Source organism: Antarcticirhabdus aurantiaca (assembly GCF_009765365.1).
Lineage (GTDB): Bacteria > Pseudomonadota > Alphaproteobacteria > Rhizobiales > Rhizobiaceae > Antarcticirhabdus > Antarcticirhabdus aurantiaca.
Genome location: NZ_VTOM01000005.1, coordinates 229,334 through 240,487 on the forward strand (window position 1 = coordinate 229,334; position 11,154 = coordinate 240,487).

Here is an 11,154-nt window from a genome sequence, read left to right on the forward strand (position 1 = left end):
CGCGCCCCTCGCTCGGCACCCATCTTCCCCAAGGTGAGACATCGACACGCGACTGTCACAGGGTGATGATAGCTGCCGCGCCCAGCCGGTTCGTCAGCCGGCGGCGAACCCGATGGGGAACTGAACCGTGTCGATCAAGACCACCATGAACCGCGGCGTCGCGCTCGCCGCGCTGCTCTCGCTCTCCACCGGCGCGCTCGCGCAGGACGCCGCCTCGATGGACCAGCTCGTCGCCGCCGCCAAGGCGGAAGGGCAGCTCACCACGATCGCGCTCCCGCACGACTGGTGCAACTATGGCGAGGTGATCTCGGGCTTCAAGGCGAAGTACGGCATCACCGTCAACGAGCTGAACCCGAACGCGTCCTCCGCCGACGAGATCGAGGCGATCAAGGCCAACAAGGGCAACACCGGCCCGCAGGCTCCCGACGTCATCGACGTCGGCCTGTCCTTCGGCCCCTCCGCCAAGGCCGAAGGCCTGCTGATGCCCTACAAGGTCTCGACCTGGGACGAGATCCCGGCCGAGGCCAAGGATGCCGACGGTCACTGGTACGGCGACTATTACGGCGTCCTGGCGATCGGCGTGAACACCGACGTCGTCAAGGAAGTCCCGAAGGACTTCTCCGACCTCCTCACCGACACCTATGCCAATTCGGTGGCGCTCGCCGGCGATCCGCGCTCGGCCGCCAACGCCCTGATGGCGGTCTACGCGGCCGGCATCTCCACGGGCGCGGCGGGCGGCGAGGCGGCGGCCGATGCCGGCCTCGAATTCTTCAAGAAGCTCAACGACAGCGGCAACTTCGTGCCGGTCGACGGCGAGGCCGCCCCGATCGCGCAAGGCACGACGCCGGTGGTCCTCAACTGGGACTACAATCTCCTCGCCGTGCGCGACAACCTCAAGGGCAACCCGCCGGTCGAGGTCGTGATCCCGCAGTCGGGTGTCGTCGCCGGCGTCTACGTCCAGGCGATCAGCGCCTACGCGCCGCATCCGAACGCCGCCAAGCTCTGGATGGAGTACCTCTACTCGGACGAGGGCCAGCTCGCCTGGCTGAAGGGCTACTGCCACCCGATCCGCTTCAACGCCATGTCCAAGGCCGGCAAGATCCCGCAGGACCTCCTCGACCGCCTGCCGGACGCTGCGGCCTACGAGAAGGCGATCTTCCCGAGCCTCGACGATCAGAACGCCGCCAAGGCCGCGGTCGCCGCCAAGTGGGACACGGTGGTCGGCGCCAACATCCAGTAACGAGCGTCAGGGCGGGGCGCGACGCACGCGCCCCGCTTCTCGTCTTCCGAGACCGCGGCCGCATCGAGCCCGAGGACACCGCATGAGCACCGCGAGCCCCGCCGCCGGCCTCGCCGCCATCCAGCCCGCCGCGCCTCGACGCCGGCTGCCGCTCGCCTGGATCGGCCTCGTTCCCTTCTTCCTCTTCGCGCTGCTCTTCCTGATCGGGCCGACGGCCCATCTCGTGGTCGGCGCCTTCCAGACGCCCGAGGGCGGCTTCACGCTCGACAACATCCGCGGCCTGTTCACGCCGCAGATCATGGCGGCCTACTGGATCTCGATCCGCGTCAGCGCGGCCTCCGCCCTTCTCGGCGCGGTGATCGGCTTCTTTCTCGCCTACGCCATCGTCCACGGGAAGCTGCCGCCCTGGCTGCGGCCGGCGGTGACCACCTTTTCCGGCGTCGCCTCGAACTTCGCCGGGATTCCGCTCGCCTTCGCCTTCATCGCGACGCTGGGGCGCGTCGGCCTCGTCACCGTCTTCCTCAACGAGACCTTCGGCGTCTCGATCTACCGGATGGGCTTCAACCTCCTGTCCTTCTGGGGGCTGACGATCACCTATCTCTACTTCCAGATCCCGCTGATGGTCCTCATCATCGCGCCCGCCCTCGACGGGCTGAAGACGGAATGGCGCGAGGCCTCGGCGATCCTCGGCGCCTCGTCCTGGCAGTACTGGCGGATGATCGCGCTGCCGGTGCTGGCCCCCAGCCTCCTCGGCTGCTTCCTGCTCCTCTTCGCCAACGCCTTCGGAGCGGTGGCCACCGCCTTCGCCCTGACGGGATCGACGCTGAACATCGTGCCGATCCTCCTCTACTCGCAGATTCGCGGCGACGTCCTCTACAACCCCCAGCTCGGCTTCGCGCTCGCCTTCGGCATGATCGTCATCACCGGACTGTCCAATCTTTTCTATCTCTGGCTTCGCGCCCGCGCCGAGCGGTGGCAGCGATGAGCGGCGCGCGTCTCGGTCCCTGGATCGTCGTCGGCCTGGCGGCGCTCTACTTCGTGCTGCCGCTGATCGCGACCTTCGAGTTCTCGCTCTCCATGCTGCGCGGCACCTGGAGCTTCGAGGCCTATCGCGTCGTCTTCGCCGATCCCGCCTTCCGCCAGACCTTCGGCTTTTCGGTCCTGGCGGCGCTCGCGACGATCGTTCTCGGGGCGCTCCTCGTCGTGCCGACCGCTTACTGGGTGCGGCTGCGCTTTCCGAGGCTTCGCGCGCTGATCGAGTTCGTCACGCTCCTGCCGCTCGTCATCCCGGCGATCGTCCTCGTCTTCGGCTATCTCAGGCTCTACAACTCCTCCTCCTGGCTGCCCTTCACCGGCTCGGCCTGGGGCACCAACCTCCTTCTCGTCTTCGGCTACGTCGTCCTCTCGCTGCCCTACATGTACCGGGCGGTCGACACCGGCATGGGCGCCATCGACATCCGCACCCTGACGGAGGCCGCCGAGAGCCTCGGCGCCAAGCGCCGCACTATCCTCTTCCAGGTGATCCTGCCGAACGTGCGCGCTGCGGTCCTGTCGGGCGCCTTCCTGTCCTTCGCCATCGTGATCGGCGACTTCGTCATCGCCAGCCTCCTCAACCGGCCGGCCTTCGGTCCCTATCTCGCCCTCATCGGGCAGAACCGGGCCTACGAGCCGGCGGCGCTCGCCGTCGTCGCCTTCGCCGCGACCTGGGGCTGCATGGGGCTGCTCCAGCTTCTCGGCGGCCGCGCCCCCGGCTCCGCCGCCGCTCCTTTGCGCGTTCGCCGAAAGGCCATTCCATGAGCTTCCTCGACATATCCGGCGTTTCGAAGAGCTTCGGCGGCAACACCGTGGTGCGCGGCTTCGACCTCGCCGTGCGCCGCGGCGAGTTCATCTCGTTCCTCGGGCCCTCCGGCTGCGGCAAGACGACGATGCTGCGCATGGTGGCGGGTTTCGAGCAGCCCAGCGCCGGGCGCATCGTCATCGACGGCGAGGACGTCACGCACCGCCCGCCCAACGCCCGGCGCATCGGCATGGTGTTCCAGGCCTACGCCCTCTTCCCCAACATGAGCGTCGGCGACAACGTCGCCTTCGGCCTCAAGGTCGCGGGGCGCCCGGCCGCCGAGCGGGCGAAGCGCGTCGACGAGATGCTCGGGCTGATCAAGCTCGCCCATCTCAAGGACCGCTATCCCTACCAGCTCTCCGGCGGCCAGCAGCAGCGCGTGGCGCTCGCCCGCGCGCTGGCTCCGTCTCCCCGGGTCCTGCTCCTCGACGAGCCGCTCTCGGCGCTCGACGCCAAGATCCGCGTTTCGCTGCGCACCGAGATCCGCGCGCTTCAGCGCGAGCTCGGCATCACCACCATCTTCGTCACCCACGACCAGGAGGAGGCGCTCTCGATCTCCGACCGCATCGTGGTGATGAGCGAGGGCCGCATCGAGCAGTGCGGCACGCCGCACGAGATCTACAACCGCCCGCGCACCCGCTTCGTCGCCGGCTTCGTCGGAACCCTCAGCCTCGTCGAGGCTGAGGCGGAGGGCGCCGGCTCGACGGTCACCGTCGCCGGCCAGCCGGTGACGCTGGCCGAGCCCGTGGCCGGCTCCGGCCGGCGGCCGGTGACGCTGGCCTTCCGGCCGGAAGCCCTGAAGCTCGACGCGGGCGAGGGACGGATCAACGCGATCCGCGGGACGGTCGAGGCGGCCGAGTTCCTCGGCTCGGTGGTGCGCCTGCGCGTCGCGACACCCGGCGGCACGCTCCTCGCCGACGTCTTCAACTCCCCCGCCGCGCCCCCGCCCGCGCCCGGGGAGACGGTGGTGCTGCACTTCGCGCCCGGCGACGTCTTCGCGCTGGACGGGGAGGGAGCTGCGCCGGCTCAGGCGATCGCGGCGGAGTAAAGGGAGCGGAGGCTGCGGAGGCAAGGAAGGCGGTGCCGAGTGATTGAATCGCCCGCCACTCTCTTTCACGTCTGCGACCGGTCCACTTGCGTCACCCGCAATCTCCGCCACGTCGTCATCCCGGGTCAAGTCCGAGAAGACGACGTGGTCAGGAGGGCTAGGGCGGGCAAGGGCGCTGGCGCTCTCGAGTCGCGCCCGAAAACTCGAATGACGACCGGAAGAACGTCGCCAGAGATAGGGTGCGTGCCGGCCGCCCTTACGCCTCTTCCTCCTGCCGCGCCAGCGCGCCGCTCGCGCGGTCGGCGCCGGTGGCGATCACGGCGCGCATGGCGGCCTGGGCCTTTTCCTCGTCGCGCGCGGCGATCGCCTGTGCGATGCGCAGGTGGTTGCGCGCGAGCTCGTCGATCTGGCCGGGATTGGTCACCGGCGAGGACAGGGTGAAGGAGATGGCGAGCGCGGCCTCGATCAGGCTGCCGATCGAGGACATGAACGGGTTCTTCGCCGCCTTCAGGACGGCGTGGTGGAATTCGAGGTCCACCTTGGCGATCGAGTGCGGCGTGTGGGTGAGGTCGTTCATGCGCCCGGCGATCTCGTAGAGGCGCAGGATCTCCTCCGTCGTCGCGCGCCGGGCGGCGAGGCCCGCCGCCGCCGGCTCCAGCGCCATGCGGATCTCGGCGAGGTCGGCGACGAAGGCGGCGTCCACCCCGGTCTCGAAGCGCCAGGACAGGACGTCGGCGTCGAAGAGATTCCAGGCCGAGCGGTCGAGGACGCGGGTCCCGACCTTGGCCTTGGGCTCCACCAGCTGCTTGGCGGCCAGGGTCTTCATCGCTTCGCGCAGAACGGTCCGCGACACGCCGAAGCGGGCCGACAGGTCGCTGTCGCCGGGCAGGATCGAGCCTTCCGGCAGAACGCCCGAGACGATGTCGCGGCCGAGCTGGCCGACGACCTGGGCGTGGCTGGTGCGCAGGCGCCCGCCTTCCATCGCGCGTTCGAGAAGACCCATCGTGTCAGGTGGCTCCCATGGCTGCGGTCCTGCGTGATGCCTGCCCACGCTCCGTCGACCAGAGGATGGTGCGCTGGAGCGCGATGAAGAGGAAGAGGAGGACGCCGATGGCGATCTTCGTCCACCAGGACGAGAGCGTCCCGTCGAACACGATGTAGGTCTGGATCAGGCCCTGGATCAGGATGCCGATGAAGGTGCCGGCGACGAGCCCGGCGCCGCCGGTGAGCAGCGTGCCGCCGATCACCACCGCGGCGATCGCGTCGAGCTCGACGCCCACCGTCGCCAGCGAATAGCCGGCCGAGGTGTAGAGCGTGTAGACGATGCCCGACAGGCCCGCGAGGAAGCCGGAGGTCGCGTAGATCGCGACCGTCGTGCGCCCGATCGGCACGCCCATCAGCTCGGCCGACTGGGGATTGCCGCCGAGCGCGTAGATGTTGGCGCCGAAGCGCGTGCGGCGCGCCACGATCGTCCCGACCACGAAGACGGCGATCATCAGCATGGCGATGCTGGTGAGCCGCCCGCCGCCGGGCAGGCGGAAGTAGAAGGACGAGAGCGCGTCGATGAAGGGATGCGAGAGCGGCACGGACTGCGTCGAGATCAGAAAGGCCGCGCCGCGCGCGAGGAACATGCCGGCCAGCGTCACCACGAAGGGCGGCATCTTGAGGAGGTGGATCATGCCGCCCATCGCCGCGCCGAAGGCGGTGGTGAGGACGAGGACGAGAAGAAGGACGATTGCCGGGTGGAGGCCCGCGCCGACGGTGACGGCGGTGAAGACGCTGGTGAAGGCGATCACCGAGCCGATCGACAGGTCGATCCCGCCCGACAGGATGACGAAGGTCATGCCGACCGCGGCGATGCCGAGAAAGGCGTTGTCGGTGAGGAGGTTCATCGCCACGCGCGTCGAGAGCATCGCCGGGAACTGCGAGACGCAGAGCGCGTAGGCGACGACGAAGATGGCGAGCGTCGCGAGGAAAGGCAGGTTGCGCGTGTCGATCCTCATCGGGCGACGAGCTCCTTCTTGTCCGGGGCGGCCGGCGCCGGGCCGCGCGGCGCCGGGCGCAGATAGGTCCAGAGGCTGCCGAGCGCCGGCGACTGCAGGGCCAGGATCGCGACGATGATGCCGGCCTTGATGATGAGGTTGAACTCCGGCGGGAAGCCCGCGAGCAGGATGCCGGTGTTGATCGACTGGATGATCATCGCGCCGATGAGGGACGCCAGGATCGAGAAGCGGCCGCCCAGCAGCGAGGTGCCGCCGACGACGACGGCGAGGATCGCGTCGAGTTCGAGCCAGAGCCCGGCATTGTTGGCGTCGGCGCCGCGGATGTCGGCGGTGACGATGATGCCGGCGACGGCCGCGCAGAGGCCCGAAACGAGATAGACGGAGATCACCAGGAAGCGCGTCTTGACGCCGGCGAGCGCGCTCGCCCGGCGGTTGACGCCGATCGCCTCGACGAGGAGGCCGAGCGCCGAGCGGCGGACGATCACGCCGACGATCACGGCCATGGCGAGCCAGAGGATCACCGGCGTCGGCAGGCCGAGGAGGTTGCCGGAGCCGAGGAAGGCGAAGCCGGGATCGTTGAAGGTGAGGATCACGCCTTCCGTGACGAGCTGGGCGATGCCGCGCCCGGCCACCATCAGGATCAAGGTCGCGACGATCGGCTGGAGCTGGAGAATGGCGACGAGAAAGCCGTTCCACAGCCCGCACAGGAGACCGACGCCGAGCGCGGCGATCAGCGCGACGGCGAGCGGCTGGCCTTCCGCGACGAGCGAGGCCGCGACCGCGCCGCAGATCGCCATGGTGGCGCCGACGGACAGGTCGATGCCCTTGGTGGCGATGACGAGCGTCATGCCGATGGCCAGGAGCGCCACCGGCGCGCCGCGGTTGAGGACGTCGATCAGCGAGCCGTAGAGCCGGCCGTTGGACCAGGTGAGATCGAAGAAGTTCGGCGACACGAGGCCGTTCGCCGCCAGAACCAGGGCGAGGGCGATCAGCTGCGGGGCGAGGCGCTTCAGCCGGGCGAGGATCATGTCGGGCATCAGGCGGCCACCTCCCTGGTCGCGGGCTCCGCCGAACCGTGCGGCCGGGCGATGGCGGCCATGATGGCGGAGGGGTTCATCGCCTCGCCCGACAGCTCGGCGACGTGGCGGTGGTCGGCCAGCACCACGACGCGCGAGGCGTAGGCGACGAGCTCTTCCAGCTCGGAGGAGACGACGAGCAGCGACAGGCCGCGGGCGCGCAGGTCCTCGATGAGGCGGATGATCTCGGCATGGGCGCCGACGTCGATGCCGCGCGTCGGCTCGTCGAGGATCAGGAAGCGCGGATCGGTGGCGAGCCAGCGGGCGAGGATCGCCTTCTGCTGGTTGCCGCCGGACAGGAACTTGATCGGCAGGTCGCGGTGGGCGGTGCGGATGTCGAGCGCCTTGATGTAGCGGTCGGCGATGGCGATCTGCTCGGCGCGGGGCAGGGGCTTCATCCAGCCCCGCCGCGCCTGGAGGGCGAGGATGATGTTCTCGCGCACCGACAGGTCGGCGACAATGCCGTCGATCTTGCGCTCCTCCGGGCAGAAGGCGAAGCCCTGGGCGACGGCGGTCTCGGGCGAGGTGACGCTGACGGCTTCGCCCTCGACCGTGAGCGTGCCCGAATCCGGCTTGTCCGCGCCGAAGGCGAGGCGGGCGGTCTCGGTGCGGCCGGACCCGAGAAGGCCGGCGATGCCGACGACCTCGCCGCGGCCGATGTCGAGGTCGAAGGGCTCGATCGAGCCCCGCTTGCCGTAGTTGCGGAAGGACACCAGCGGCTTGGACGAGATTGCCGCCTCGCCGCCGCTGCGCCCGAGCGTTTCCTCCTTCAGCTCGCGCCCGAGCATCATGGTGATGAGCGACAGGCGGTCGAGCTCGGTGATCGGCTTGGAGCCGACGAGACGGCCGTTGCGCAGAACCGTCACGCGGTCGGCGATCGCGAAGACCTGGTCGAGGAAGTGGGTGATGATGACGATGCCCAGACCCTCGCGCTTCAGCTGGCGCACGACGTCGAAGAGCATCGCGGTCTCGCGCGCGTCGAGGCTGGCGGTCGGCTCGTCGAGAACGAGGATCTTGCCGGACAGGTCGACGGCACGGGCGATGGCGACGATCTGCTGGACCGCGACGGAATAGGTGCCTAGAAGCGAGCCCGGATCGATGGCGAGGCCGTAGCGGGCGAGGAGCGCGCGGGCGTCGCGCTGCATGCGCCGCCCGTCGAGGAAGCCGAGGCGGGTGCGCGGCTGGCGGCCGAGATAAAGGTTCTCGGCGACCGACAGGTTCGGCAGGAGGTTGACCTCCTGGTAGACGGTGCCGATGCCGAGGCCTTGCGCGTCCGCGACGCTGCGCGGCTCGATGGGCGCGCCTTCGAGGCGGATCGAGCCGGCGTCCAGGCGATAGGCGCCGGTCAGGATCTTGACGAGCGTCGACTTGCCCGCGCCGTTCTCGCCGAGCAAGGCCATGACCTCGCCGCGCTCGATCCGGACGTCGACGTCGGTGAGGGCGGCGACCCCGAAGAACGCTTTGGAAATGCCCGTGGCCTCGAGGAGCGGAGCTCCGGCGGGCAGGGGCGGCGGAGCGGCGCCGGTCATGACACGGTTCTCCGAAGACTGTCGGTGCGGGACGGGCAGCGGGGCGCCGCAAGGGAGCGCGGCACCCCGCCGTTCGGCTAGAGGATCGCGGTGGCTGCGATCAGTAGCCGAGGTCCTTCTTGGCCTCGTAGACGGCCTTGGGGTCGTCGGACTGCGTGTAGAGCTTCGACTCGGTCTGGATCCACTTCGGCGGCTCGGTGCCGCTGTCGAGGTAGGCCTTGAGCGCGTCGAAGGCGGGGCCGGCCATGTTCGGCGTCAGCTCGACGGTGGCGTTGGCCTCGCCCGCTTCCATGGCGAGGAAGATGTCCGGCACCGCGTCGATCGAAACGACCTTGATGTCCGTGCCCGGCTTCAGGCCGGCTTCCTTGATGGCCTGGATGGCGCCCACCGCCATGTCGTCGTTGTGAGCGTAGACCGCGCAGATGTTCTTGCCGCCGTCCTCGGCGCGCAGGAAGCTTTCCATGACTTCCTTGCCCTTGGTGCGGGTGAAGTCGCCGGTCTGCGAGCGCGTGATCTTGATGTTGTCGTGGCCGGCGATTCCTTCCTCGAAGCCCTTCTTGCGGTCGATGGCCGGCGAGGAACCGGTGGTGCCCTGCAGCTCGACGACGTTGCACGGATTGGTGCCGACGTCCTTGGCGAGCCATTCGCCCGCGACCTTGCCCTCGTGGACGAGGTCGGAGGTGACGGCGGTCAGGTACAGGCTCTTGTCCGAATCAACCGTGCGGTCGAGCAGGATCACCGGGATGTCGGCGTCCTTGGCCTCTTCCAGAACGGCGTCCCAGCCGGTGGCGACGACCGGCGCGACGAGGATGGCGTCGATGCCCTGCGCGATGAAGGACCGGATCGCCTTGATCTGGTTTTCCTGCTTCTGCTGGGCGTCGGCGAACTTCAGGTCGATGCCGCGCTTCTCCGCCTCCTGGCGGGTGACCGTGGTCTCGGCGGCGCGCCAGCCCGATTCGGAGCCGATCTGCGAGAAGCCGACCGTGATCGCGCTGGCGGCGACGGTGGTGGCGGCAAGGGTGGCGAAGGCGGCCGAAAGCACGGCCAGACGACGAAGCTTCATCAGTTTCCTCCCGAAAGGTGAAGCGAGATCCCTGGGTTCGAACCCGGCGCAGAATTAGACATATTGTAATACCATTGGCAAGTGGCTGTCGCGGAGCTGAATCGATGCTGCATTGCCGAGATGACCCTAAGTCCGGGCAAGATCTGGTAGAAAATTCCGCGACGCACCTCGAAACACTTGCGATGGTTGATGTTTACGTTGCGCCGCAAAAGCGCGCGGGCGTTCGGCAAGGCCGCTTGATTTTGCCGGTCGATCCGCATTAGTCATACCTGAAGGCATGGGAGGCCTGGATGCCGGCGTTGGTTGCGCCGCGGTTCGCCGCCCGCCCGCATGTTCAATCGGTTTGAGGACGGTCTCTTGCGTCTCGTGCAGTTGAAGTCGGAGCGCGGCGGTGCCGTGAACGCGGTGGCAGTGATCGAAGGCGACGGGCTCGACGCCCGCCTCGTGACCGGCGCCTCCTCGGTCCTGGATCTCGCCAAGCGCGCCGCCTCCGCCGGCACCTCGCTCGCGGCGGTCGTGCGCGAGGCCGGACTCGGCGAGGCGGTCGACCTCGTCGCCGCGCTGGAGGCCGGCCGGATCGCCGTGCCCGTGCATCATCCCGACCCCGCCCACTTCATCGTCGCGGGCACCGGCCTCACCCATCTCGGCTCGGCCGATGGGCGCGACAAGATGCACAAGTCGGCGGCCGGCGAGCACGTCACCGATTCGATGAAGATGTTCCGCATGGGCCTCGAAGGCGGCAAGCCCGCGGCCGGGCAGATCGGCGTCCAGCCCGAATGGTTCTACAAGGGCGACGGCTCGACGCTGGTCGGCCCGGGCGACGACCTCGTCTCGCCCTCCTTCGCGCTCGACGGCGGCGAGGAGCCGGAGCTCGCCGGCATCTACCTCATCGGCGAGGACGGAACGCCCTATCGCCTCGGCTTCTGCCTCGCCAACGAGTTCTCCGACCACGTCACCGAGCGCGGCAACTATCTCTGGCTCGCCCATTCCAAGCTTCGCCAGGCCTCGCTCGGGCCCGAGCTCTTCGTCGGCGAGCTGCCGGCCCACGTCGAGGGCATGTCGCGCGTGCGACGCGGATCCGAGATCGTGTTCGAGAAGCCCTTCCTGTCGGGCGAGGCGAACATGAGCCACTCGATCGCCAATCTCGAGTACCACCACTTCAAGTACGATCTTTTCTGCCGCCCCGGCGACCTCCACGTCCACTTCTTCGGCACCGCGACGCTGTCTGTCACCGACGGCCTGAAGACGCAGGACGGTGACGTCTTCGAGATCGAGGCCGCGCCCTTCCGACTCCCCTTGCGCAACCGCCTCGCCCGCGCCGCCGAGCGGCCCGTCGCCGTCAAGGCGCTCTGAGGATG

General features: G+C 68.9%; 10 protein-coding genes. 5 read left to right on the forward strand and 5 right to left on the reverse strand.

What is annotated here, in order from left to right:
• Window positions 1-145 precede the first annotated feature (145 nt).
• The 4 genes from FZN60_RS08090 to FZN60_RS08105 all read left to right on the forward strand — a co-directional run bounded on the left by FZN60_RS08090 (window position 146) and on the right by FZN60_RS08105 (window position 4,125).
• Window positions 146-1,240 (forward strand): ABC transporter substrate-binding protein, encoded by a 1,095-nt coding sequence (locus tag FZN60_RS08090; protein WP_158873036.1) that lies wholly within the window; start codon window positions 146-148, stop codon window positions 1,238-1,240.
• A gap of 82 nt (window positions 1,241-1,322) precedes the next feature.
• Entirely contained in the window at window positions 1,323-2,225 is a 903-nt protein-coding gene (locus tag FZN60_RS08095; protein WP_158872938.1) for an ABC transporter permease, read from the forward strand.
• Window positions 2,222-3,037: an ABC transporter permease gene (locus FZN60_RS08100; protein ID WP_158872940.1), complete on the forward strand. Its 816-nt coding sequence runs from the start codon at window positions 2,222-2,224 to the stop codon at window positions 3,035-3,037. Before FZN60_RS08095 ends, FZN60_RS08100 begins: the two co-directional genes overlap by 4 nt.
• Window positions 3,034-4,125, forward strand: coding sequence for an ABC transporter ATP-binding protein (locus FZN60_RS08105; protein WP_158872942.1), 1,092 nt, complete (start codon window positions 3,034-3,036; stop codon window positions 4,123-4,125). Before FZN60_RS08100 ends, FZN60_RS08105 begins: the two co-directional genes overlap by 4 nt.
• Before the next feature lie 256 nt (window positions 4,126-4,381).
• On the opposite strand, the gene FZN60_RS08110 is transcribed toward FZN60_RS08105, so the two are convergent.
• The 5 genes from FZN60_RS08110 to ytfQ form a co-directional block, all read right to left on the reverse strand.
• Window positions 4,382-5,128 carry a FadR/GntR family transcriptional regulator gene (locus tag FZN60_RS08110; protein ID WP_158872944.1) on the reverse strand — a complete coding sequence of 249 codons (747 nt, stop codon included), beginning with the start codon at window positions 5,126-5,128 and terminating at the stop codon, window positions 4,382-4,384.
• 4 nt (window positions 5,129-5,132) lie between these two features.
• The gene (gene yjfF, locus FZN60_RS08115) at window positions 5,133-6,122 is read right to left on the reverse strand and encodes a galactofuranose ABC transporter, permease protein YjfF (protein WP_199266521.1); all 990 of its coding nucleotides are present in this window, start codon (window positions 6,120-6,122) and stop codon (window positions 5,133-5,135) included.
• A 2-nt stretch (window positions 6,123-6,124) separates the two neighbouring features.
• The gene (locus FZN60_RS08120; RefSeq protein WP_158872948.1) at window positions 6,125-7,165 is read right to left on the reverse strand and encodes an ABC transporter permease; all 1,041 of its coding nucleotides are present in this window, start codon (window positions 7,163-7,165) and stop codon (window positions 6,125-6,127) included.
• Window positions 7,165-8,733, reverse strand: a complete 1,569-nt coding sequence (locus FZN60_RS08125; protein WP_158872950.1) for a sugar ABC transporter ATP-binding protein — start codon at window positions 8,731-8,733, stop codon at window positions 7,165-7,167. Before FZN60_RS08125 ends, FZN60_RS08120 begins: the two co-directional genes overlap by 1 nt.
• Before the next feature lie 100 nt (window positions 8,734-8,833).
• A complete protein-coding gene (gene ytfQ, locus FZN60_RS08130) occupies window positions 8,834-9,796 on the reverse strand; it encodes a galactofuranose ABC transporter, galactofuranose-binding protein YtfQ (protein ID WP_158872952.1) in 963 nt (320 codons plus the stop codon).
• Between the two features lie 330 nt (window positions 9,797-10,126).
• On the opposite strand from ytfQ, the gene araD1 reads away from it, so the two are divergent.
• Window positions 10,127-11,149: an AraD1 family protein gene (araD1, locus tag FZN60_RS08135; RefSeq protein WP_158872954.1), complete on the forward strand. Its 1,023-nt coding sequence runs from the start codon at window positions 10,127-10,129 to the stop codon at window positions 11,147-11,149.
• Window positions 11,150-11,154: the final 5 nt, after the last annotated feature.